Origin of the sequence: Paraeggerthella sp. Marseille-Q4926, assembly GCF_916618935.1 — a bacterium.
Classification (GTDB): Bacteria; Actinomycetota; Coriobacteriia; order Coriobacteriales; family Eggerthellaceae; genus Paraeggerthella; species Paraeggerthella hominis.
The window spans coordinates 179,982-201,374 of record NZ_CAKAKF010000005.1; the positions used below are offsets into that span (position 1 = coordinate 179,982).

The window sequence follows — 21,393 nt, forward strand, 5'->3', positions numbered from 1 at the left end:
CGGGGAGGCGATGCCTTCTCGCCGCCGCTTTGATATGGAGGCGTGTCGCGTTCGACGTAGCCATAGTGAGCATCCTCTACGAAACGCTGGCGGGCAAGCACGCCGGCGATCGTTGGTCGTGATGCGGACGGTGGCGTCGTTTCGATGGAAAGCCGCCCTGGGTGCGCGCTGCCATGCCGCGCAGTGCGTCTTGGAGCGCAAAGACGATTGGGGGAGCTTTGATCATCGTGTCTTCTGTAGCGCGCTATTTTTCATAAATTTAGTATATATTTTGTACAAAATTATTCATCAATAGTAAAATGGCATCATCGAAAACACGACGGAGGGAGTTTGCCATGACTACCATGACCGTGTCCTCGTCCGAGTTCCGGCGCAATATGCCGAGCATTGTAGGCAAAGCTGAAGAATCCGGTGCGACGATTGTCGTCATCAAGAATTCGCGCCCTTGGTTCGAGATAAGGCCGTTGGCTCGTTCTCACGACGAAGTGCCAACGGAGGAAACCCTGGAGGCGCTTCGCGACCTCGAGGTCATGCGAAAAGACCCAAACGCCCCGGTATATCGCGACGTTAGCCAGTTCTTCGCTGATCTGGGAATCTAACGATGTACGGCATGCGTAAAGCTCCGGCCTTCGATCGGGATGTGAAACGATGCGTCAAGAAGCATCGGGATATGGGCGCCTTCAAAGAGGCAGTGGCTGCTGTGCTCATGAGCGATGAGGCGGTCATCCCTTTGAAGTACAAGGACCACGCTCTAGGCGGTGATCTGCAGGGAATGCGAGAGCTGCATGTCGGAGGGCGCAGCAGCGACTGGCTTATCCTGTACTCCATTGACGGCGATGTCGTGGAGTTCGTTCGTACAGGCACGCATGACGACCTGTTTAGATGATAGAAAAGGCCAGACAATCGTCTGGCCTTTAAAATTCATGGTGGGCGATGAGGGATTTGAACCCCCGGCCTTGTCCTTGTAAGGGACCTGCGCTCCCGCTGCGCCAATCGCCCGAAAAACGTTCCGCCTTTCGGCGGGTTCCCATTCTCCCATAGAAGTTGCCATTGCGCAAATCGTTTCGTGCATGTTTTGCCCGATCGGCACCTCTCTGCACAAGAATTCGATGTGAAGCCGTTCCTGCTCTGGTTCGGGCCGTCGTCCTGCGCGAGCAAGGCAGGTGGAAACAGCGCGGCGCGCGACGTCGGTTCGCGTCCCGCTGATTTCAACCTGTCGAAGCGGCGCGCGGATTCGTCTTGCATGGATCGACCGTGCCTGTTTCGGCGTCGCGTTGACCTGCGACGTTGGTTTTGCGCTAGATCTGCGCTAGATCTGCGCTTGATTCGAGGGGCAACCCTGCTGGAATGCCGTGGCAATCCCGCTTGAAACAGTTGTCCATAGTGCTGGAAGCGCTGTAGATCTGGACGGTTTTTCAAGGAGAACTGCGTCATGTATCTGCTAGATGAGCTGGTCATACTGGTAGCAAGGAACCGGATGGCAAGGGGGTCTCATGAAGCGGGGCAAGACGATGGCGGTAGGCGTGGCGTGCGGTTTGGCATGCGCGGCGTGCGTGCTTGCCTATACGCAAGGCGTGCGCGGCGAGGCGGACGCCGCCCGCTCCGAAGCGTTGGCGCGCTACGGAGGGGAGCAGCTGGAAGTATGCGTGGCGAAGCGCGATATCGCGGCGGGCGAGGTTGTTGACGCCGGACTGATCGAAACTCGCTTATGGGTTGCGGACCTTCTTCCCAGCGAATCCATTCAAGACGCCGAAAAGGCGGTTGGTCGCAAGGCGTCTTCGACCATTCTTGCCGGCGAGGTTCTTTCGGAGCGTCGTTTTCGCGATTCGGGCGCGCAGTTGGAAGTCCCCGAAGGCTTGACCGCGGTCAGCGTGCCGGCGAAGGACGTGCAGGCTGTCGGTGGCGCTGTCGCGTCCGGGTCGCGCGTCGACATGTACGCAACGGGAGGGGCTTCGACCGAAGCGATCGCCAAAGACGTGCTTGTGCTGGCTACGAGCGCAAGCGCTGCAAACGGTTCGTCGGAGGCCAAGATGTCGTGGATAACGGTGGCCGTCGAGCCGGAGTCGGTGCAGGAGCTGGTTGCCGCTTCGCAGAAAACGGAACTGTACTTCGCGTTGCCGGCGGAGGGGGTAACGACGTCTGTCGGCGATTCCGGTTCGAACGAAGGAAAAGGGGGCGAAGGGAAATGACGATGCCGTCGGTGGCGCTTTGCGCAGATGCCGCTTGCTTGCAGCATCCGGAAACCATGGGGCTTGCGGGGGAGAACCTGCTGTCTCAGGCATGGCTGCGCCTGTTCTCCTCAGCTGAAGAGGCGCGCGCGTTCTTGCGCGAAGATCGCCTGGTCGATGAGGTGTGGGTGGTTTCGAGCGAGGATGTGGCGCCCGTCAACTTGGCGGCTACGCTGAAAAGCGATCGGCCGGACAGGGTTGTGTGCATGCTGGCCTTCCAGGAGTCGGGGTCGCTCAAGAGCCGCGTAAGCGCAACGGGGATCGATGCGTTCTTGACGCGGCAGGCGTTCTTGGGCCGTTACGCGCAGCGCAAGCGCCGCGCGGCGGCGGAGGCCGTTTCTGCAATAGGCTCGCGGGTCGAGGGGCCTGCTCGAACGGGGGACCAGGCTTTTTCCGCAGCCTCGGCCGCAACTGCGTCCGCAACTTCAGCTGCGGCGTCGGCTCCCGCGTGCGCTCTCCAGGATTTCGCGGCGAGCCAAGCCCGGTCGTTTCCCGGCGCTTCGTCCGCGCCTGCCGCTGCTGCGCGTTCAGGTTCGGCGTTTCTCATGCCGGTGGTAAGCGGAAGCGGAGGGGCGGGCAAAAGCAGTATTTCAACGATCGCCGCCTTGCTGTCGCAAGGGCTTGGATTCGATACGCTGCTGCTCGACTTCGATTTGCAGTTCGGCGACGTGCCCGCCTTGCTGGGCGTTCGAAGCCCGTTGCGCATAGAAGATGTTCTGTCCGCTCCCGCCCGTCTTTCCGGTTTGCGCCCGGAGGGCCGCATGCCCGCCTTGCTGGCTGCTCCCGAGCGTCTTGAGGATGCGGAGGCCGTGGTGCAAGCAGCGCCCCAGCTTCTCGACGAGCTTATGAAGCGGTTCGACGTGATCGTCTGCAACACCGGCGCCGCTTGGGCCGAGCAGCATGCCGTGCTGCTCGAGCGAAGCTCGAAGGCGCTCTTCCTTGTCGATCAGAGGCCATCTTCGCTGCGCGCCTGCCAGCATGCGCTTGATTTGTGCGTACGGTGCGGCATTGCCACCAGCCCGTTTCTCTTCGCGCTGAATCGTTGCGCCAAGAACGCTCCGCTCACGTCCATCGACGTGTCGTGCGCGCTGCAGGGCGCTCATGTTGCGGAGGTGAAAAACGGCGGGCGGGACGTCGAGGAGCTGCTGGGCGCGGGTATGCCGCTTGACCTGCTTGAATCGAAGAATGACCTGTGTACGAGCCTTGAGCGGCTGCTGCTCGAAGTGCTTCCCAATGCAAGCGCCGCTGCGAGCGAGAGCTTGTTCGGTACGCGTGGTTCGGGGCTGCGGCTACTGAAGGGAAGGCGTTCGCGGGGAGGAAAGCGAGGGTCGTCATGTCTTTGAGGGGGCGTGCGCTTGCCGTAAATGGAGGATGCGCTCGAAAGGACCGCGTTCGTCCGTTTGGCCTGGAAGATTTGAGAAGCCAGATCCAGCGGTACGTTTCGATAGACGACATCGCTTCGATGATGGCTGAAAATCCCGGCCGAGCTCGCAACGAGTTGAAGTGCGCTTGCCGTCAATCGTTCGAGGACTCGTCGTGGGCATCGCTTTCCGAGGATCGTCGCCGCACCTTGGTCGAGCAACTGGTCGACGAGGTGTTCGGGTTCGGCCCGCTTCAGCCGTTGCTTGCTGACGATAAGGTCACTGAAATCATGGTGAACGGGCCCGACAGCGTGTATTTCGAGCGCGACGGCAAGCTGCACCGCAGCGATCAGCGCTTTGCGAGCGTCGATCAGCTGCGGGCGTTGATCGATCGCATCTTGGGTCCGCTTGGACGGCGCGTTGACGAGGCGTCGCCGCTGGTGAACGCGCGCTTGCCCGAGGGGCATCGCGTGCATGTGGTGATACCTCCGCTTGCGCTCGACGGACCCGTTATGACCGTGCGCAAGTTCACCAAACGCGTCATGAAGCTTGAGGACATGGTTGCGCAAGGGTCTTTCGATCAGGTTATGCGGCAATGCTTGGTGTGGGCCGTTTGCGCGCGCAAGAGCATCGCCGTGTCTGGGGGCACCGGCAGCGGCAAGACCACGTTGCTCAACGCGCTTTCGTGCGTGCTTCCGCAAAGCGAGCGCATCATAACCATCGAGGATTCTGCGGAGCTTCGGTTCCTCGAGCATCCGCACGTGGTTCGCTTGGAAGCTCGTCCCCGTTCTGCGGAGGGCACGGGCGAGGTGCCCATTCGCGAACTGGTCATCAACGCGCTGCGAATGAGGCCCGACCGGATTGTGGTAGGCGAATGCCGCGGGGCGGAAGCGATCGACATGCTGCAGGCCATGAACACGGGTCATTCCGGGTCGCTAACCACCCTGCATGCGAATTCCCCGGCCGACGTCGTGTCGCGGCTGACCACGATGGTTCGCTACGCGGTGGACCTTCCGGTTGACGTGATCGAGTCGAACGTGGCAAGCGCCTTCGACGTCATTGTGCAGACGACGCGCTCCTTGGATGGGCGTCGATTCGTTTCAGAGGTGGCTGAACTTGAGTTCGACCAGGAACGGCGTCGTTGCGAGGTGCATATGTTGTTCAAGCGCGAAGCCTCGTCAGACGCGGGCGCGTGGTTGGCTCCTCCTCGTTGGCTTGAGCAGCTGCCGCGCATGGGCGTTGCCGATTGGAAGGAGGTTGAGCGGTGGAGGTCTATGGCGTGCTTGGCGGCGTAGGGGCGCTTGCGGCATTCGGGTTCGGGCTTTCCACGGTGCTCGCGGCCGGCGCCCGCCCGCTTGCTCCAGCCTTCGGATCCGCTTCGGTTGCGCCTCGGGGAAGAACGGGTCGTTTGGCGTGGCGGTTGAGAAACGGGGTTCGGTGGGCGCGTCCCGCTTCCCGGTGGCTGTTACGGCGTCCCGGCTTGGAGGATTTGGCCAAGGAGGCGGTTTGGGTTGCTCGGGCTCGTGGTTTTTCGGCCTCCGAGGAATCCTTGCTTTCCGTGTTCGTGGTATGGGCGGGCGCGTTTGCGGCGGCTTTGAGCTTGGCGACGTCTTCTTGGGTGTGCGGCGCGGCGGTTTCGGCGTGTTCGTGCGCAGTTATTGCTGCTCGGTTGAGGGCTGTGCGGGACAAAAGGCGCGAGGCTTTGCGGGAATCCGTTCCCGACGCTTTGCGGTCGATGGGCACGTGCTTTCAGTCGGGACTGTCTCTTATGCAGACGTTTCAGCAGGTGGCCAACGAGTCGAAGGGCCCTTTGAAAGAGCTGTTCGAACGTGCGGCCGGTCGTATGGAGGCGGGGCGCGGGGCTCATGAAGCGCTTGAAACGCTGCGAAGCGGCGCGTCGGTGCCCGAGCTGGCGTTCGTCGCGGTTGCGTTGGATGTGCAGCACCAGGCGGGCGGCAGCATGCGGCAGGTGCTCGATGCTGCGCGGGACATGGTGGAAGGCGAGCTGGATTTGAAAAGGTCGTTGCGCGTTCAAACGGCGCAGGGCAAGCTGTCGGCCCGCGTGGTAAGCGTCATGCCTTTTGCCCTGATAGCGGTTTTCTCGCTTGTTAGCGAGGGGTTTCTCGAACCGTTTTTCGAAAGCCCTCTGGGTGTGGCGCTTTTGGCGCTTGCGCTTGGGATGCAGGCGGCGGGCGTGCTCGCCGTGCGGCGCATGCTGGCTGTGGAGGTGGACTGATGTTGCTCGCGGAGCTTTCGTTCGCGTTAGCCGCCGGTGCTGCTTTGACGGCCGGAATCGGCGGGTGGTGCTTTGCCGCGACGTGGGCCGATGCGCGGGCTGCAGCGTGTCGGCGCAGGCGTGCGCGCGCCTCGCTGGAGACGGAGCCAATGCGCGCGGGGCGCGGGGTCGTTGGCTATCTGCAGCGATTGACCCGGCTGCTTGCCTTGGGCGCCACCAGGCCGCTTTTGGGCGGCATGCGTTCGGCCGGTGCGCAAGCCTGGTTGTCCGAGCATGCGAGGAAGGCGGGTTTGAAGGACGGCGTTTCCGCGCAGGGGTTCGTCGAGGCGTCCGTGCGCCTTGCAGGTGCGGGCATGCTGGTTGGCGTGGCGGCAGGATTGCTGTTCTCGGTGGAGCTGGCGGCGATCGGGGCGCTGGCTGGGGCAACGGCGGGGGCGACGTTGCCCGCGCGGGCGGTTCGCAGGGCCGAGCGACAGCGCGTCGAGGCGCTTGGCAGAAGCCTGTCGGAAATGCTCGAAGTGGTGTCTTTGGGATTGAGAAGCGGGCTTTCGTTCGACAGGAGCTTTCAGCTGTACGGAACCCATTTCAACACGCCCTTCGCTCGGGAGTGCGCCGCAGCGCAGAGAGCTTGGACATCGGGGCTTTCCACCAGGGAGGACGCGCTTCGCAGCTTGGCTGCCTCGTACGATGCGCCCGCGCTTGGGCGGGTGGCGGAGAACGTGGTCAGGTCGCTGCGCTTCGGGACGTCCCTTGCGGAGATCCTGGAGGCGGCTTCGGTGGAAGCGCGCGCGGAGCATCGCGCTTACGTGGAGGAACGCGTGGCGAAAGCGCCCGTGAAGATGATGGTGCCTACGGGGACACTCATCCTGCCAGCCATGCTGCTGCTGGTTTTGGGCCCCGTGCTGCTTGAACTGATGGAGGGGTTTTGAAATGGCCCCCGGAGCAAGGAGGAACGCTCATGGACGAATACCGCAGGTTGTTGGCGAAGGCGACGTGTCAAGCGGGCCGTTTGCGACGTCGGGAGGAGGGTCAGGGAACCACGGAGTATGCGATTTTGGTCGGCGTGCTGGTGGTCATTGCGATTATCGCCATCACGGTGTTCAGGCCCAAGCTCCAAGAGCTTTGGAACGCCATCGCGGAGGGCATCAACGGGCTGTAGCTTGGCTTGATGGGCGGATTCCCTGGAAATGTGCAGGTCAGAGCACGGTGGAGTTCGCCATTGTTGCGGCGGCGTTCATCTCGGTCCTTGTGGCGTTGGGGGCGTTGTGGCGCTCATTGAAGAGCGGCTTGTTCGTGGATCACGCCTTGGCTTCGGCTTCCCATCATGTTCAAGGGGTGCTGGCGGGCGGTATCGCGGACGTGTTCTTGTACTGAAGGCCGGAAGGCGCGAAGGAGGTGGCATCGGGAATGACAGGAGATACGGCGACGCCGCTGCGCGCACGCGAGCCTGTTGGGCAGGCGACGGTGGAAGCGGCTGCTTTGATACCGGTTCTGCTGGTCGGGCTTCTGCTGCTGATACAGCCGGCGATCGTGCTGTACGACCGCATGGTCATGCACGCGGCCGCTTCCGAGGCGTGCCGTCTTCTGGCAACCAAGACCGATGCTGCAGGTCCGATGGACGAAAGCTGCGAAGCGTTCGTGAGGCATCGCTTGGGAGCCGTGCCTTCGATCTCGTGCTTTCACGTGCACGAAGGAGGTTGCAGCTGGGGCATTGTCCTCGAGGGCGACGAGCAATCCGACGCGGTGAGCGCGACCATCTCCAACGAGCTGCGGCCGTTACCGCTGCTGGATGCCGGAGCGGCTTTGCTGGGCCTCGTGAACGAACGGGGGAATCTTGAAGTGCGGGTGAGCTGCCGGCAGCCCGTGCAGCCTGATTGGGCGAGCCGCATGGAGGCGGGCCGAAACCCGAAGGATTGGATAGGGGCGTGGTTGCAATGAGGTGGCGCGATCCGTTTCGCGACGAAACGGGGCTGACTTCGGCGGGGATGGTCCTGGCGCTGCTGCTCACCTTGTCCCTCGTGTTCTCGGCTGGGCAGGTGTGCCGGGTGAACGCTGCGGCTTCGGAGGTGCAGAACGTGGCCGACGCCGCCGCTTTGGCAGCTGAAAACGAAGTGGCCGAGTTCATGGTGGTCGTGCGCGTGTGCGATGCGGTGGTGCTCTCGCTTTCGCTTACGAGCCTTGTGGCGACGGGCTTGGGCGTGGTCGCCCTGTGCGTGCCGACGATGGCGTCGGCGTCCGAAACGCTGCTCAAGGCGGGCCGCGACGTGTCCCATGCGCGCGATTCGTTTGCTGAGAAAGCGGCTTCGGGCTTGAATCGTTTGCAGCGCCTTTTGCCGTTCTTCTCGGGGGCGAGCGCCGCTTCGGTGGCTGCGGCGAACAATGCGGGTGCGTCGAATTACGTGGCGTTGGCGGTCCTGGCTCCTTTCGAAGGGAAGGACATCGCCGTTGGAGCGCATGAGGGTGCGTCGACCGTGCAGGACGAGGTCGACCGCGACGCTTCCGACGTGAAGCGTGCGGCTGAAGAGGCGGAACGTGCTGCCGAGCAGGCGAACGAGGCGAAGAGAACCGCTTTCGAGCGCGATTGCGGTGCGAATCCCGAAGCCTGCATGTACGAGCGCGCGTCTGCGCTCGCGGGAATGTCGGGGTTGGAGAACCCGTTGTACAAAAGCGTTGACGCATGGTCGTTCTCGGTTGCCCTCAAGCGGGCCCAGGCCTACTACCCGCGGCGCCTTGCGATGGAGGCTCCCGAGGGGTCGTCCGTCGGGGATCGCGCTCGATCGGCGCTTCGCTCGAGGTTCTACGCGTTCGCTTCGGAAGAGGTTGCGCGCGGGTACGTGCGGGAGACGGAGGATTCTTTCGATGCGCTGTTCCCGCGCTTGCCGAAAAACACCGCGGAGATGAGGGCTACCAGCCTGTATACCGAAGCCGTCTACCCATGTACGACGGATTCCGAGGGGCGGACGACGATGCATGCTTGGCCGGGGTGCCCGGGCGCCAGCGGAGCGGACGGCTTCGGCTCCATTGCGCACATGGAAGCCGGGTCGTACCCGACGTGCGCCCAATGCGAATTCTCGGCTTCCAGCATGGGCAAGGTTGCCGCCGCATCAAGCTCGATCGAGAACGGCTTCGAGTACCACTACGAGGCGGTGGCGGTTGCGGCGGAGCGCTACGAGAAGGCACGCGCGGAGCTCGATCCTTTGTCGAGCGAGGTCAAAAGCCGCGTTTCCGGCCTGCTTGACCGTATTCGCGAAGCGGTGGGCCATGCCTGCGACATGCGCATAAGCGCCGAGCCGCCCGGAAGGTTCGGCGTGGTGGTCCTTGCGGCGAACACGGGAAGGGAGGCGGCGTCGAGCGGGTTCGCGAGTTCGTTTGTGCAGGGGTCGCAAGCGTTGGGGGCTTGCGCGGCCGTTTCGGCAGCCACGCTCGGATCCGATCCGTCGGGCGAGGGGGCGAACGTGATCTCGTCGGTGTTGGACGGATTGCCGGACGCGGGCGTTGCCACGGGCGCTTTGAGCGCGGTGCTCGATTGTTGGTCGGCATTGCTCGAATCGTACGCGCGCGGGCAAGAGGCGCTTGACGACGCCGTTTCGACGGCTCTCGACGGCATGCCTTTGGCGGGGAACAGCGGTTTGGGTCCCTGGGCGGCGCGGGCCCTTCGGGATGCCATCGCGGCCGTGGGGCTTCAACCTGCAAACCTCGATGCCTTGAAGCCCGTGCTTGTGAACTCGGCGCATGTTGCGCGGGCCGACGGGAGCGCTTTCTCCGCGCGCCTGTTGACTTTGAAAGAGCAGGCGATCGCGCATCCTGCGCAATCAAACGACGTGTTCACGTCGATGGTGGGCGCGGTGGAACAAGGGGCGATCGAGGAGATCTCGTCGTTCGACGGGAAGGTGCAGATAGCCGTTGTGGAGCTGTTGGGCGAGGGAGGCCCGTCCGTTTCTATCGAGATCACCTTGCCGCCCGTTGTGAAAGATGCGGCGATCGACGTGGTCGAGCGCGCAGCCGACGAGGTGAGGGCCGTGTACGCGCACGTGACGGGGGTGAGGGTATGGGAGTAAGGCGAAAGCTTCGAGAATCGGGCCAGATGACCGTTGAGCTTGCGGTGGCGTTTCCGGTGCTTATCGTTGTGGCCGTGGTGGCGACGAACGCGCTCCTGTTCTTTTCGGAGTGCGCGGCGTTCGACAATGCGTTTCGCGACGCCGTTCGGATACATGCGACCTCCCCTGCTTACGGGCAGGGCGTCGAGCAAAGCCGAGCGCAGGTGGCGTCCGACCTTGCTGCATCGTTCGATCGCCCCTTCGAGACGACGCAGGTTTCGGTCGAGGGCGCAGCGGCGGGGCATACGCGCTTCACGGCTACGCTTGAGTTTTCGCCCACCTTGTTCGGACTTGGTTTGAAGTCGTCGGTGTTCGGGGTTGTGCTTCCTTCCTTGAACCATACGGCGTCGTTCGTGGTGAGCTGCTACAAGCCGGGGGTGATCGTATGAGCACGATGAAGGGCAAGGATCGGGAGCGAGCGTTTGGCGGGGAGGATGGTTCGCTCCGGAAAACGATGGCGCGCCGTGCGAAGCGAGCGGGTCTGGCGGTGGTTGCGATCATATCCGCAGCCTCGTTGCTCGACCTGGCTTTTCAGCTTGCGCGGCCGGGCCCTCTCCAAGAGGCCGCGGTCGAGGCTTTGCGGGGAGCGGGAATAATCGGGGAGCCTTTCGATTCGGCTGCTCGCTCGACCGAATCCTTCGGGTTACAGCGGCTTCCCGAGGGCTTTGAGGACGAGGTCGGCCTGCCCGATGGCGCCGACGACGTGCGGGTGGACGCTCGCGCGGGCGGCGGGGTGGTGGGGTTCGTGGTTTCCGAGGAATCGGAGCGCGCGTTCGATTCGTCTCGGGACCTGCTGCTGCAAAGGGGCTGGACCGCAATGGAGGGAGGGCGGATCGACTGCGGGTCGTTCGTGAAGGGCTCGGGGGCGTATCGCTGGCTGTTCGTCGTCTGCACGCGCGTGGGCGATGCGACGAGCGTGACCGTGCATTACACGATGGAAGGAGGGGCGTCTTGATGTGCGTGCAAGATGAGGAAGAGGGAGGGGCTGCTTCGGGGAGCGTCGGCGGCGAGGGTCGGGGCATCGACGCCGATCGCCGCGCCCCGTTGGATTGCGCCTCAGCGAGCGTCGTGCCGTTGGCCGTGGCGACCGGGTTCTTGCGCAGGGCTCGAGGCCTGCTGTTGGCCAAGCCGACGGACAAGGCGTTGCTTTTGCTGCCGTGCAGCGACGTGCACACGGTGGGTATGCGGCGTCGCCTGGACATTGCGTTCGTTGATGCGGAAGGGGTTGTGATGAGGTCGTGCCGGGACGTCGGTCCTTTTCGCAGACTGCGCGAGCGGGGCGCCGCCGCCGTGATCGAGCGGTTCTCGTCGTGCGCTGCGCCCTGGTTCGAAGAAGGGGACCGCATAGGGTTGGAACGAGTGAAAGGAGAAAGATCGTGAAGACGTGTCCAGTGTGCGGTTCGGGGGCGTTCGACGACGCCGAGGTTTGCTACGGGTGCTTGCACCGGTACGGAAGCGATTCCTTTCAGGGAGGGTTGTCGTTGCCTCGGCCCGCTGCGCCTGTTGCGCGGCAGTCCGGCGGCGTGCGCGACGGTGCGGTTGGCTCGGAGCTTGCCGCTCAACCGAAAGGCGGGGAGGTCGCGACGTCGGGTGTGGCGGGCGAATCGGCTGAAGAAGGGGCGGCGCCCGCTCGGACGGGCGGATTCGCCGGCGAGGCCGCCTGCGAGGCTGCAAGGGAGCTTGGGGTTGTCGAGGGTGCAAGCTGGACGCTTCGCTTCGAGTTTCCCGGCTTCGCTCCGGTTTCCTGCTCGGCTGGCCGGCATGAAGGCGCCGCAGCTGGTTGCGCCGGCGGTTCGTCAGGCGGCGGGGCTGCGGCGGTATCGTCTGAGCCGAAGAACGATGCGTGCGGGTTCATCGTTCGGTTCCAGCCCGATGCCCCGCGCGACGAGGGTGCTCGGCGCCGTCCTTCGCACGGCAGCCACGTGCGCGCCTCGATGATCGATTCGCGCATGCTGTCCCCGACGATGGAGAAAGCATGACCGGGCACGCTGCGCTCGGCCTGGTACTTGCCGCTCTTGTCGGCGCAGCGCTGGGGTGGCGTTCGGTTCCCTGGGCGGCGGATGCGCTGTTGAAGCGGGCGTACGACCGTGCGACAACCTGGTGGTGGCAGTCCTTCGAAGGATACCGGTCGTTCAAGCGGGCTTTTCCCGATCGGCCGTTGTCGGTGTCGGCGCGGGGCGAGGAGGGGGCCGTGGCTTTGTGGCTCGAAGACGCCCTGAGGGCTGCCCGGTCGGGATGCCTTGCGCAGGAGCGGGTTCAAGCGTTGAAGGAAGCAGGCTTGGAGGTGTCGCCCGCGAGCGCGGCGCGCACGGAGCGCGAGCAGGAAAAGCGGTGCTCCTTTCCGGCAACCCCGCGCAAAAGGGCGGCGCTTGCGCTGGCTGGAGCTGCATCGGGCGTCGCGATCGTTCTTACGGGCTTGCCTGCGGTGCCGTCAGCATGCCTGGCGGTGTGCGCGTTCTTCATGCTGGCGGCCGTTGCGTGCGATCTTCGCGCTCGCATGCTGCCGCTCGAATGCTGCATTGCGCTGGCTGTTGCGGGGGCGGCGTTTCAGGCGTCGTGGGCGGGCGTTGCAAGCATGGGCGCCGGATGCGCGTTCGGGGCGGTCGTGGTTGCGGCGTGCTTCGCCGTGAACCGTTGGTGGGGTGCGCGCGGGGCGGCCCCGATCGGGCACGGCGACGTGCGGTGCATGGCGTCGCTTTCCCTGGCTACCGGGGCGGCGGCGCCGGTGGGGCTGGCAGCGTGCTACGCAAGCGCCGGCGTGGTTGCGGCAGTGGGCTTGGCAACGCGCAAGCTCTCGCTTCGCGACGGTATCCCCATGGCACCGTTTTTAGCATTGTGGCTGATCGGCGGCGTATACGTTGCCGTATGCATGTAAAGGAGCCGGCGCTGTCGGGCGTTGGCGAAGCCGAATCAAGGAGGAGTTATGGAAAAGCAGGAGAACGTATGGTCGAAGCAGAGCAAGGTCAAGGCGCTTTTGGTTCGCGGGGAGGAAGACGGCGGTTCGGAAATCGTTCAAACGGTCATCGTGCTGGGGTTCGCGGTCGGCTTGGGCGCGGCGTTGATTCTGCTGCAGGGCAACATCCAAAGCGCCATCACCAAGGCGGGCACGTCGGTGACCGATATGTTCTCGAAGGTCACTTCGGGCGCGGCGTGAGGTTTTGCGGCCTGTGCGTTCCGCTGCGCAAAAGCCGCGCGCAGGCATGCGCCGAACAGGGAGGAAGCGTCGTCGCGTTCGTGGTGTCGCTTCCGATCCTGTTGGTGTTCCTGTGCGGGATTCTCGATGTCGGGCGCGCGGTGTTCTTGCGGGTTGCAGTGGACGATGCGGCTCATGCGGCATGCGCGGCTGTCTCGACGGCGCCTGCCGGAGGTGCGACGCCGATTGCGTACGATGCGGCGCTCAGGGCCGCGCCCGCCTTGGGCGCCGAAGGGCTTGCCATGCGCGTTGTCGTGGAATACGAAGCCGAAGAGGTCGTCTCTTACGATCATCACGTTTACGTGGATGCGGGCGAGTCGTTCGAGACGCGTCCGGTGCGGCTTCTGCGCCAACCCGTCGAGGTTGCCGTGCGCCTTGAAGGGCGGTATCTCACGCCGATAGGAAATGCGTTGGCTGCGGTAGCGGGCAATGCCGAGGGGCGGTTTTCGTACGAATCCCGTTCGGCCGGAGCTGTCGCCGAAGGGTAGGGAAGGGGGTCTTGATGGTTCGCTCGGATAGAGGGAGCGAGACGGTGCAGTTCGCGATTGCGGCGCCGTTGCTGCTGCTGGTGGTGTTCTCGACCATGCAGGTGGGCGGCATGATGCTTGCGGCAACCCAGCTGTCGTCCGATATCGTTCGGGCGTGCCGTCAGCTCGACGTGGCCGGGCTGCGGCATGCCGCCGACAAAGAAGCTTTCGTCAAGGCGGGCATCTTGGGCTCGGCTACGCAGTTGAATCCTGAGAACTTGAGCGTCGATCGGGTCCTATCCCGCTCCGAGGAGGTTGAGGCGGCGGGCTTCTCGGCTTCCGGCGAGCCTGTCGATCGCCGCTCGAAGGTGACGTCTCTTTCCTATGAGGTGCGCTACGACGTTCCCTCGATCCTGGATGTGCCCGGCTTGAGCGGTCGCTCGTTCGCTCGCCAAGTCGATTGCCGCTACGTCGAAAGCTGCGCGGTCGAGATCCAACTGGGGAGGGCGTCGTGAGCCGCCGGTTGCGCTGCAACGAGGCGGCGAACATGCTGCCCCTTGCGGTGATCGCGCTGTTCTTCCTTTTCTCGGTCTCGTCGTTCGCTATCGACCAGGGGATTGCGTACTCCGCGAAAGCAAGGCAGGAGAACGCGCTGGATGCGGTTCGCTCGGCCTGTATGGATCCGACGTTCGCCTTGTACGCAAAAAACGTCGAGGATCCGGGACGGGAGGTTGCCGAGCTTGTTGTTCGCACGGCCCGGGAGGAAGGGTTCGCCGGTTCTGCAACGGTGTGGTTCTACGAGGCGGCGGAATCCTTGCTGCCGTCGTCCGAACGGCTTTGGGGGATAGGGGTTCAGCTTGAAGAGGATGCTCCTACGGTGTTCGCGCGCGGCTTCGGGGTGCCGAGCCTGCCCGTCGCCTCGCATAAGGTGATGGTGGCCGTGCCCTACGCGAGCGAGCGCGCATGGCGGCCGGATGAACGACGGTGCGGCAGGTACGGGGCGGATGCGGGATCGAACGGCGTTTCGTTCGTTCCCATGGGGTCGTTGGAGGAGTATCCCGCTCCCTTGGTGGAGGCGTTGCGTTCGGCGCTGCCGGAGCGGCAGGCCGCGTAAAGGGAAGGAGCGTTGAAATGACGATGGACGGTTTGCGACCCTCGACTCGAAAAGGAGGGTTCGCGCAGCGAGCGTCGAAGGCTGCCGATGCGCAAGCGGACGGCGCGTCTGCACGGACGTCCCGATACGGAGGCTTCGATCGAGGCGGGCCGGTTGCGCAGGCGCCGGATTCCCCTTCGGTCGAGCCTCGCCCTTCCGGCGCTCGGTTGCCGGATGGTTCGCAGCGAACGTACCGGCGCGTGCGGATGCTTGCCGCGCTGGTCGCCGTGTCGGTCGCCGTGTCGTTTGCAGCGATCGTCTACGGTTTGTGGGCGCGGGCGGCTTCGGCATCGGCGGTCGAGGAGGCGACGGCCGGAGCGGCCCCCGTGTTAGTGGCCGCCACCGACATTCGCGCGGGCGACGTGCTGACGTCGGAGTCGTTCGTGGAGAAGGACATACCCGCCGCGTATCGCGCGTCCGAGGCTATCGGGCTTGCGCAGATGGGCCAGGAGGGTTTCGAGGGCAGATGCGCGCTCGTGGACATGGCTGCTGGAACGCAGGTGCTGCCTTCGTTCGTCGCAGGTTCCGCCGATGGCGGTCGCTTGTCGGCTCGCCTTCATGCCGGGATGGAAGCGGTTACCGTGGGGGTGGATGCGGAAACGGGCCTTGCCGGTCGTATCGGCGTGCATGACACGGTGCGCGTGGTTTCAGCCGAAGGCTCTTCTTCGGGAGCCTCCGTTCTTTCCACGTTGTGCGCGCAGGCGCGGGTGCTTGCGGTGGGCGAGGGCGCTGTCGCATCCGGCGATGGTTCGTATGCTTCGGTTACGGTGGAAGTGAAGCCCGAGGAGGCCGATGCGATCCGCGCGGCCCAGTACGCCGGACGGGTGAGCTTGGTCATGGTTTCCTCGGAAGACGCCTTGCTTGGAGGCGATGATCGTGGATAGGGCGATCGAGCGTTCGTTGAAGGGTGCCGTGCGCGACGAAGTGGCTCTTCAGCTGCGAGGCGGACAGTTCGACGAGGTGGCGGTCGAATCTCTGATCAGGAGCGCGGTGGGTGCGGCTGCTCGGGATTGGGGGCTTTTCCTGTCTTCTTTGGAATCCGAGGCGCTTGCGCAGGCCATGATAGACGACTTCCTTCATTACGGGCCGCTGCAGCCGCTTCTCGAGGACGCTTCCATTACCGAGATCATGGTGAACGGAGGAGGCGTCGACACGTCCGATCCTGCGCTGCCTTTTCGGGATCCCGTGGTGTACGTCGAGCGGGCTGGGATGATCGAGCGCAGGCCCGACGTGGTGTTCGACGACGCGCAGCACGTTCGGCGCATCATCAACAGGATTGCCGAGCAGGCGGGCATGCGTTGCGACGAATCCCATGCCATGGGGTGCGCCATGCTGCCGGGAGGCCGCGCCCGCGCAACCTACGTGGTTCCTCCCGTGGCGCCGGATGGGCCGGCTCTCAACGTGAGGACGTTTTCAGCCGATGCGTTGGGGATCGGCGATTTGGTCGGCGTCGGGGCCCTTTCGGAGGTCATGGCCGAGTTCTTGTGCTCGGCGGTGCAGGCGCGCTGCCCCATAGTCATATCAGGGGGAACGGGGTCGGGCAAGACCACTTTGCTCGGCGCGCTTTCGGGGTTCATTCCGCCCGACGAGCGCGTCATCACCATAGAGGACACTCCGGAGCTGAGGTTGCTGTCGCCTCATGTGGAGCGCATGCAGACGCGCGAGGCGAACGCAGAGGGCGAGGGCGCGGTGAGCATGCGTGATTTGGTGACGCTTGCTTTGCGACGCCGTCCCGATCGCATCGTCATCGGCGAATGCCGCGGGGCCGAGGCGTACGACATGCTGCAGGCTATGCAGACGGACCATCCCGGGTCCATGACCACCGTGCATGCGAACGACCCGGCGAACGCTATCAGCCGCTTGCGAACCATGGTCGGGTACGCCGACGGGGATTTGAGCCGCGAGGTCATCGTTCAGCAGATCGCCGAATCTTTGCAAGGCGGCTTGATCGTGCATGTCGAGCGCTTGCGCGATGGCAGGAGGAAGGTGACAAGCATCGTCGCAGTGGATTCTTTGCCCGAGGGAAGTTCGGTGATACCGCGTTCCGAGCTGTTCTCGTTCGAGGTGGAAGGCGTTGATGCGGCGGGTGCGATTGCGGGGGCATGGCGTGCGCGGGGCGTGCAGCCGCAGCGCATCAAGGAGCGTATGCGAACGGCGGGGGCGTGGTACGACCCTGCGTGGTTCTTCTCGGCGTGACAGGGGGCTTTCATGATTGGTCTCGCACTACCGGCGGTTTTGCTATGCGCTTGCTCTGCCTTGTCGTTGATCGCGTTCTCTTCGTATCGACGGCAACGCGCCGAGCTGCGATCGCGCAGCTTGGGCGAAACCGAGCTGTACGCAGCCGGGAAGGCTGCTGCGGCTGCACGCGCAAAGGTTTCGCGCAGCCCGCTTGCGACGATGCTGCACGAGGCGGGTATCGAAACCGTTCCCTCGATGTGGGTTGCGCAGGCTCTGTGCGCGGTGTTCCTTGCAGGGTGCTTGGCGGCGGCGCTTTCGGGAAGCTGTCCCGTTGGCTTTTTCGCGGGCGGTGCGGCGGCCGCCGCGGTTTGGCTGCGGGTGGGCGTGCTGCGAGCACGCAGGAGCGCGCTTCTGGACAGGCAATTCTGTCGGGCCTTGCCTCAGATTGCGGGCGGCGTTCGCAGCTCGCTAACGCTTGAGCGCGCGATACGCGCGGTTGCGGCGCATGTGGACGACCCGCTTCGCGAGGAGCTTGCCCGCGTGCTTGCCGACGCTGCATACGGGACGTCATTGAGCGTGTCGCTTGAGGAGATGGCTCGCAGGACGGCCAGCCCTGACGTGCAGGCGTTGGCCGCCGCCGTTCGCGTGCAGCAGCGTTTCGGAGGGGCGATCGCTCCTGTGCTCGACATGATCGCTGCGCACGCGAACGCGCGCTTGAAGATGAGCCGCGAACTGCGTACGGAGCTCGCGGGCACGCGATTGGCGAAGTGGTTCGTTGCGGCGGCCATGCCGGCTATCTTTCTGCTCATGTTCGTCGCCAATCCTGATTTCGCGCGCTTTTACGCAGAGGAGCCGCTCGGGTGGGCGGTGGCGGGGGTGGCTGCGTTGTGCGAGATCAGCGGCTTGCTGGCGTGTCAGCGCATAACGAGCGTATCGAATAGTGGTCGGTGACGGGTCCGAGGGCGAATTTTGGGATTCTCATTCGTTTGAAAGGGGGCGATCGTGTTGGACGTTGTGGTTATGGGATCGCTGCTTATGTTGGGGGCGTTGCTCGGGCTTGCATCGTACGAGATCTTGGTTCGTTCATGCGCGCCGCAACCGCGCGGCTTCGCCGTGCCGGCGCGACGCGTGCGCGCGGTTGAGCCTGCCCGCGCCGAAGGAGCTTTACGTCGCTGCGCGCGCGAGGCGCTGTCCGCTTTGTCCTGCGGCCTTGACCGCTTGGCTCCGGTTGCCCGCACGGATGTCGACGCGCGTCGCGATCGTTTGGCTCGGGCGGGCGTTCACCTTGAACCGGAAACCTGGCGTAGCCTGCGCGTTGTCTGTGCTGTTGCGGCGGGTCTTTTGGCGACGCTTGCGGCAGCGTTTGCACCCGGTGCGCACGCTGCCGTGCGGATGCTTGCCTTTTGCATAGGGGTTGTTGCGGGATGGATGCTCCCCGCTCTGATCGTTTCAAGCAAGGAAAAAAGTCGGCGTCGTGACATCGAGGCCGCCCTGCCCGAAGCCATGGAGCTTTTGAGCGTGGCGCTTGCCGCCGGATCCCCGGTCGAGCAGTGCTTCAGGGAGGTTGCGGAAAGCCTGAGCGGGCCTATTTCCGAGGAGCTTTTCATTGTTGACCAGGAGGTGAACTTTCTGGGTCACTCGCGCGAGGCTGCACTTGAGCATCTTGCAGCGCGTTGCCGCAGCCAAGACGTATCCGCGTTCGCGGCGCACGTGACGCAGGCCATCACCCAAGGGTCGTCCATTGCCGAAGGGCTTGCGTCCCAGGCGGCCGTGGCGCGTGAAACGGCGCAGGCTGACGTGCTCGAGCGCATTCGCACGATGCCGACGAAGCTCGACATCGTGCTGTCGATGTGCTTTCTGCCGCCGACGGTTGCGTTGGTGGTGGTGCCAACCGTGGTCAGCTTGCTGGAGTTCTTGAACGACACGATGGCGTAGGGAGGGCGGGTATGCAGTATGGGAAATGCGGGTTGCGTTCGTTTGCGAGCAGGGTTCGACGTGCGATCAAGTCGGCTTCGCGAAGGCCCGTCCCGATTGCCACCGCCGTGCTCGGGGCTGCGGTTGCGGCCTGGGCCGCCTTTGCGCTCGGTGGGTTTGCGGCCGGCTTCGAACGCGAGGGGCAAGCCGAAGCGCCCGCTCCTCTTCGGCGTCTCGAGGTGACGGTTTCCTGCGAAGGATGGTCGATCGGCAACGTTGCTTTAGGGGCTTTCGTCTCGGGGTTCTCGGTCGACGGCGAAAAAATCGACAAGCAGATGCTGTTCGAAGGGCCGGGCACGTGCGTCGTCGACGTTCCCGAAGGATTTTACGAGCTGTCGCTGCAACTGCCCGTGATTATGGTGGAGGACGGGTCGATGCGCGCTGCGGGGGATCCGGTCCCGATCCGATTCGGTGAGTCGGGTTCGCCTGCTCGGGCGGCCGTTGCTTACCGGGATATCGAATCAACCGCGTTGCCCGATCAAGATCTGTCCGAAATCGCAAGGTCGAGCTTTCGCGATCAAAACGATGCCGAAAAAGCGCTTGCGCAGGCAAGAGCGAAGCGCGACGAAGGAAGGGGGTAGGGTATGCGCAGAGTTTACGCGAAAGCCGTTTCGCTGCTGCTCTCGGTGCTTTTGCTGGCGGTTGGGTTCGCAGCGTGCCTCCCGCGCGAGGCGTTCGGATACGAGTACCTGCATTCCGACACGACCAGCATCTACAATCGTGCTTGGATATCCGCGAGCCCTTCGGGCTATCTTGAGCTGATCGGCTCGGACCCGAACGGCCCCAGGCCGGGCATGCCGAACTGGGAGCTTCCGGGCGGGACGAACGCTTACGTGGTGGCCTATCAGTTCGCGATTTGGGGAGACGCCGGCGGGCAGGACGACCTTGTCTGGTACACGGCGGGCAACGGAAGCTGGTCCAGGGGCGGCGCGAACATGGGCACGGGGGATTTGACCGGCAGCAAGAACGGCACGGGGTTCGGCTGCATCGCTACGTACGGGTACGGATGGGGCGGCACCGTCCTTTCGAGTCACGGCGGCCTGGACGAGCTCATGCACAACCATATCTACATTCACAGCACGATTGCCGGGGTGGGCGATACCGAGGGGACGGGCTTGCGCAATTACGGCAGCGTCGACTTCTGGCCGCGCGTCAGCATCCGCTACGATGCGAACGGCGGCTCGGGCGCGCCCGGCTCCCAGTACAAGTACATCGGCAGCGTTGGCGCGGTGTCTTCGAAGCTGCCCGTTCGCGTGGGGTACACGTTCGAGGGATGGTCGACTGAAAGACAGGGCCCTGTGAACGTTCGTCCTGGTCAGAAGATTGGCTATCAGGATTGGAACCTTCAGGTGGAAAGCCTTGTGCCGCACGGATGGAGCAACGGGCCCTCTGACTTCTGGCGCGATCCGAGCGCGGGGCGTCCTTCGCCGAGCGGTTCGAACACCATTACGCTGTATGCCCAGTGGAAGCCTGTATCCTACGTTGTCTCGTACGAAGGAAACGGCGCGACCGGGGGATCGACGAGCGATTCCGTGCACGTGTACGACGCTCCCAAAGCCTTGACGATGAACCGGTACGAGCGCTCGTACCGGTTGACGTGCGACGCGCAAGGCGGGTCGATGGGCGTCGCCTCGCTGGCATGCGTTTGGCCGTGGGCGTCGTGGAACGCGCGTCCTGACGGCTCGGGCGAGTCCTACGGCGACGGCTCCCTGGTCAAGAACATGCGATCCACGAAGGGAAAGGCAACGCTGTACGCCCAATGGCATCCCGGCACCGTTGTTCTTCCTGATCCCGGGGAAAAGCCCGGGCACGTGTTCGAAGGCTGGTACTCGGCTGCGTCGGGAGGCGACTTCGTGGGCGACGCCGGCGCGTCGATTTCGATAGCGGCCGATACGACGTGCTACGCGCGTTGGCAAGCGCTCGCCGAGGTGACGTACTATGCGGATGGACAGGTTCTTTCGGGGTTCGGGGACCTGCTGCCCGCGGGAGTGGCGTACCGAACGAGCGCAGAGGCTGCCGCAGCGGCCGTCAAGCAGGATTGCGCGGGGTTCGAGGGGTGGTTCGTGGACGCTTCGTGCACGAAGCGCTACGCGGAAGGATCCCCGCTGCCAAGCGAAGGCCTTCGCTTGTACGGCCGCAACAAGGTTTCCGTGAGCTATGCGCAAACCGATCGCAGTACGGCGCTGTTCGCCGACCGCACGCTCTACGCCGATAAAGATGCAGGCTCGCTGCTTGATCGGGACGCGCTTCTGCCGCCGGGCGAAACGCTTTTCTACGGCGATCGGATCACGTTCGACCGCGGGCCTTCCGTGTGGTTCGAAGATCGCGATCGCCTGCGCGAAGCGTCGTGCGAGCCGGGTGCCTACGCTACGGCCGCAGCCGAAGGGCTGCCTGCGCGCACCGTGGTGCTCACGTGCAACACGATTGCGTACCTCAACTGGCGCATTCCCCTCTACGACGGCGTAGCCGTGTCGTAGAGGCCGTGTGGTAGAGGGGCTCCTGCGGG

General features: G+C 64.2%; 26 protein-coding genes and 1 tRNA gene. 26 read left to right on the forward strand and 1 reads right to left on the reverse strand.

Features of this window, described 5'->3' with window-relative positions:
• Positions 1–335: 335 nt before the first annotated feature.
• On the forward strand, positions 336–599 hold the full coding sequence (locus tag LG373_RS11630; RefSeq protein WP_225749848.1) for a type II toxin-antitoxin system Phd/YefM family antitoxin: 264 nt from the start codon (positions 336–338) through the stop codon (positions 597–599).
• 11 nt (positions 600–610) lie between these two features.
• Entirely contained in the window at positions 611–886 is a 276-nt protein-coding gene (locus tag LG373_RS11635; protein ID WP_225749849.1) for a type II toxin-antitoxin system YafQ family toxin, read from the forward strand.
• Positions 887–924: 38 nt separating this feature from the next.
• On the opposite strand, the gene LG373_RS11640 is transcribed toward LG373_RS11635, so the two are convergent.
• Positions 925–999: transfer RNA gene (locus LG373_RS11640), tRNA-Val, on the reverse strand.
• Between the two features lie 494 nt (positions 1,000–1,493).
• On the opposite strand from LG373_RS11640, the gene cpaB (LG373_RS11645) reads away from it, so the two are divergent.
• From cpaB (LG373_RS11645) to LG373_RS11760, 24 genes are read left to right on the forward strand one after another with little or no spacing between them, the layout of a single operon-like run.
• A complete protein-coding gene (gene cpaB, locus LG373_RS11645; RefSeq protein ID WP_114566224.1) occupies positions 1,494–2,189 on the forward strand; it encodes a Flp pilus assembly protein CpaB in 696 nt (231 codons plus the stop codon).
• Positions 2,186–3,571 (forward strand): chromosome partitioning protein ParA, encoded by a 1,386-nt coding sequence (locus tag LG373_RS11650; protein ID WP_225749850.1) that lies wholly within the window; start codon positions 2,186–2,188, stop codon positions 3,569–3,571. The genes cpaB (LG373_RS11645) and LG373_RS11650 overlap by 4 nt, the downstream gene beginning before the upstream one ends.
• On the forward strand, positions 3,562–4,884 hold the full coding sequence (locus LG373_RS11655; protein WP_225749851.1) for a CpaF family protein: 1,323 nt from the start codon (positions 3,562–3,564) through the stop codon (positions 4,882–4,884). Before LG373_RS11650 ends, LG373_RS11655 begins: the two co-directional genes overlap by 10 nt.
• The gene (locus tag LG373_RS11660; RefSeq protein WP_225749852.1) at positions 4,854–5,825 is read left to right on the forward strand and encodes a type II secretion system F family protein; all 972 of its coding nucleotides are present in this window, start codon (positions 4,854–4,856) and stop codon (positions 5,823–5,825) included. The genes LG373_RS11655 and LG373_RS11660 overlap by 31 nt, the downstream gene beginning before the upstream one ends.
• Positions 5,825–6,754: a type II secretion system F family protein gene (locus LG373_RS11665; RefSeq protein ID WP_225749853.1), complete on the forward strand. Its 930-nt coding sequence runs from the start codon at positions 5,825–5,827 to the stop codon at positions 6,752–6,754. The genes LG373_RS11660 and LG373_RS11665 overlap by 1 nt, the downstream gene beginning before the upstream one ends.
• A gap of 29 nt (positions 6,755–6,783) precedes the next feature.
• Complete coding sequence (locus LG373_RS11670) at positions 6,784–6,984, forward strand: Flp family type IVb pilin (RefSeq protein ID WP_114566229.1); 201 nt, start codon at positions 6,784–6,786, stop codon at positions 6,982–6,984.
• 47 nt (positions 6,985–7,031) lie between these two features.
• Entirely contained in the window at positions 7,032–7,199 is a 168-nt protein-coding gene (locus LG373_RS11675; protein WP_225749854.1) for a hypothetical protein, read from the forward strand.
• A gap of 33 nt (positions 7,200–7,232) precedes the next feature.
• Positions 7,233–7,763 (forward strand): TadE/TadG family type IV pilus assembly protein, encoded by a 531-nt coding sequence (locus tag LG373_RS11680; protein ID WP_225749855.1) that lies wholly within the window; start codon positions 7,233–7,235, stop codon positions 7,761–7,763.
• Positions 7,760–9,883, forward strand: a complete 2,124-nt coding sequence (locus tag LG373_RS11685) for a molybdenum cofactor biosynthesis enzyme (RefSeq protein WP_225749885.1) — start codon at positions 7,760–7,762, stop codon at positions 9,881–9,883. Before LG373_RS11680 ends, LG373_RS11685 begins: the two co-directional genes overlap by 4 nt.
• Positions 9,874–10,311 (forward strand): hypothetical protein, encoded by a 438-nt coding sequence (locus LG373_RS11690; RefSeq protein WP_225749856.1) that lies wholly within the window; start codon positions 9,874–9,876, stop codon positions 10,309–10,311. Before LG373_RS11685 ends, LG373_RS11690 begins: the two co-directional genes overlap by 10 nt.
• On the forward strand, positions 10,308–10,877 hold the full coding sequence (locus tag LG373_RS11695; protein WP_216528761.1) for a hypothetical protein: 570 nt from the start codon (positions 10,308–10,310) through the stop codon (positions 10,875–10,877). The genes LG373_RS11690 and LG373_RS11695 overlap by 4 nt, the downstream gene beginning before the upstream one ends.
• A complete protein-coding gene (locus LG373_RS11700; RefSeq protein ID WP_216528762.1) occupies positions 10,877–11,302 on the forward strand; it encodes a DUF192 domain-containing protein in 426 nt (141 codons plus the stop codon). The genes LG373_RS11695 and LG373_RS11700 overlap by 1 nt, the downstream gene beginning before the upstream one ends.
• Positions 11,299–11,901 (forward strand): hypothetical protein, encoded by a 603-nt coding sequence (locus LG373_RS11705; protein WP_225749857.1) that lies wholly within the window; start codon positions 11,299–11,301, stop codon positions 11,899–11,901. Before LG373_RS11700 ends, LG373_RS11705 begins: the two co-directional genes overlap by 4 nt.
• Positions 11,898–12,797: a prepilin peptidase gene (locus LG373_RS11710; RefSeq protein ID WP_216528764.1), complete on the forward strand. Its 900-nt coding sequence runs from the start codon at positions 11,898–11,900 to the stop codon at positions 12,795–12,797. Before LG373_RS11705 ends, LG373_RS11710 begins: the two co-directional genes overlap by 4 nt.
• Positions 12,798–12,845: 48 nt before the next feature.
• Positions 12,846–13,076, forward strand: a complete 231-nt coding sequence (locus tag LG373_RS11715) for a hypothetical protein (protein ID WP_114566236.1) — start codon at positions 12,846–12,848, stop codon at positions 13,074–13,076.
• The gene (locus tag LG373_RS11720) at positions 13,073–13,603 is read left to right on the forward strand and encodes a TadE/TadG family type IV pilus assembly protein (RefSeq protein ID WP_216528765.1); all 531 of its coding nucleotides are present in this window, start codon (positions 13,073–13,075) and stop codon (positions 13,601–13,603) included. Before LG373_RS11715 ends, LG373_RS11720 begins: the two co-directional genes overlap by 4 nt.
• A 14-nt stretch (positions 13,604–13,617) precedes the next feature.
• Positions 13,618–14,097 carry a TadE/TadG family type IV pilus assembly protein gene (locus tag LG373_RS11725; protein ID WP_216528766.1) on the forward strand — a complete coding sequence of 160 codons (480 nt, stop codon included), beginning with the start codon at positions 13,618–13,620 and terminating at the stop codon, positions 14,095–14,097.
• Positions 14,094–14,696, forward strand: coding sequence for a hypothetical protein (locus LG373_RS11730; RefSeq protein WP_216528767.1), 603 nt, complete (start codon positions 14,094–14,096; stop codon positions 14,694–14,696). Before LG373_RS11725 ends, LG373_RS11730 begins: the two co-directional genes overlap by 4 nt.
• 17 nt (positions 14,697–14,713) lie before the next feature.
• Positions 14,714–15,619, forward strand: a complete 906-nt coding sequence (gene cpaB / locus LG373_RS11735; RefSeq protein WP_225749858.1) for a Flp pilus assembly protein CpaB — start codon at positions 14,714–14,716, stop codon at positions 15,617–15,619.
• On the forward strand, positions 15,612–16,931 hold the full coding sequence (locus LG373_RS11740) for a CpaF family protein (RefSeq protein WP_225749859.1): 1,320 nt from the start codon (positions 15,612–15,614) through the stop codon (positions 16,929–16,931). Before cpaB (LG373_RS11735) ends, LG373_RS11740 begins: the two co-directional genes overlap by 8 nt.
• A 12-nt stretch (positions 16,932–16,943) precedes the next feature.
• Positions 16,944–17,864 (forward strand): type II secretion system F family protein, encoded by a 921-nt coding sequence (locus LG373_RS11745; RefSeq protein WP_114566241.1) that lies wholly within the window; start codon positions 16,944–16,946, stop codon positions 17,862–17,864.
• Positions 17,865–17,915: 51 nt separating this feature from the next.
• Positions 17,916–18,848, forward strand: a complete 933-nt coding sequence (locus LG373_RS11750) for a type II secretion system F family protein (protein WP_225749860.1) — start codon at positions 17,916–17,918, stop codon at positions 18,846–18,848.
• 11 nt (positions 18,849–18,859) lie between these two features.
• Positions 18,860–19,468 carry a hypothetical protein gene (locus LG373_RS11755; protein ID WP_114566242.1) on the forward strand — a complete coding sequence of 203 codons (609 nt, stop codon included), beginning with the start codon at positions 18,860–18,862 and terminating at the stop codon, positions 19,466–19,468.
• Between the two features lie 3 nt (positions 19,469–19,471).
• Complete coding sequence (locus LG373_RS11760) at positions 19,472–21,364, forward strand: InlB B-repeat-containing protein (protein WP_114566243.1); 1,893 nt, start codon at positions 19,472–19,474, stop codon at positions 21,362–21,364.
• The last annotated feature ends 29 nt before the right edge of the window (positions 21,365–21,393 follow it).

Bases quoted from the DNA above. Each gene is read 5' to 3' on its own strand.
- LG373_RS11665 (WP_225749853.1), top strand. From the start codon at position 5,825: ATGTTGCTCGCGGAGCTTTCGTTCGCGTTAGCCGCCGGTGCTGCTTTG.
- LG373_RS11715 (WP_114566236.1), top strand. From the start codon at position 12,846: ATGGAAAAGCAGGAGAACGTATGGTCGAAGCAGAGCAAGGTCAAGGCG.
- LG373_RS11630 (WP_225749848.1), top strand. From the start codon at position 336: ATGACTACCATGACCGTGTCCTCGTCCGAGTTCCGGCGCAATATGCCG.
- cpaB (WP_225749858.1), top strand. From the start codon at position 14,714: ATGACGATGGACGGTTTGCGACCCTCGACTCGAAAAGGAGGGTTCGCG.
- LG373_RS11655 (WP_225749851.1), top strand. From the start codon at position 3,562: ATGTCTTTGAGGGGGCGTGCGCTTGCCGTAAATGGAGGATGCGCTCGA.
- LG373_RS11760 (WP_114566243.1), top strand. From the start codon at position 19,472: ATGCGCAGAGTTTACGCGAAAGCCGTTTCGCTGCTGCTCTCGGTGCTT.
- LG373_RS11635 (WP_225749849.1), top strand. From the start codon at position 611: ATGCGTAAAGCTCCGGCCTTCGATCGGGATGTGAAACGATGCGTCAAG.
- LG373_RS11725 (WP_216528766.1), top strand. From the start codon at position 13,618: ATGGTTCGCTCGGATAGAGGGAGCGAGACGGTGCAGTTCGCGATTGCG.
- LG373_RS11670 (WP_114566229.1), top strand. From the start codon at position 6,784: ATGGACGAATACCGCAGGTTGTTGGCGAAGGCGACGTGTCAAGCGGGC.
- LG373_RS11680 (WP_225749855.1), top strand. From the start codon at position 7,233: ATGACAGGAGATACGGCGACGCCGCTGCGCGCACGCGAGCCTGTTGGG.
- LG373_RS11710 (WP_216528764.1), top strand. From the start codon at position 11,898: ATGACCGGGCACGCTGCGCTCGGCCTGGTACTTGCCGCTCTTGTCGGC.
- LG373_RS11685 (WP_225749885.1), top strand. From the start codon at position 7,760: ATGAGGTGGCGCGATCCGTTTCGCGACGAAACGGGGCTGACTTCGGCG.
- LG373_RS11700 (WP_216528762.1), top strand. From the start codon at position 10,877: ATGTGCGTGCAAGATGAGGAAGAGGGAGGGGCTGCTTCGGGGAGCGTC.
- LG373_RS11745 (WP_114566241.1), top strand. From the start codon at position 16,944: ATGATTGGTCTCGCACTACCGGCGGTTTTGCTATGCGCTTGCTCTGCC.
- LG373_RS11650 (WP_225749850.1), top strand. From the start codon at position 2,186: ATGACGATGCCGTCGGTGGCGCTTTGCGCAGATGCCGCTTGCTTGCAG.
- LG373_RS11695 (WP_216528761.1), top strand. From the start codon at position 10,308: ATGAGCACGATGAAGGGCAAGGATCGGGAGCGAGCGTTTGGCGGGGAG.
- LG373_RS11690 (WP_225749856.1), top strand. From the start codon at position 9,874: ATGGGAGTAAGGCGAAAGCTTCGAGAATCGGGCCAGATGACCGTTGAG.
- LG373_RS11755 (WP_114566242.1), top strand. From the start codon at position 18,860: ATGCAGTATGGGAAATGCGGGTTGCGTTCGTTTGCGAGCAGGGTTCGA.
- cpaB (WP_114566224.1), top strand. From the start codon at position 1,494: ATGAAGCGGGGCAAGACGATGGCGGTAGGCGTGGCGTGCGGTTTGGCA.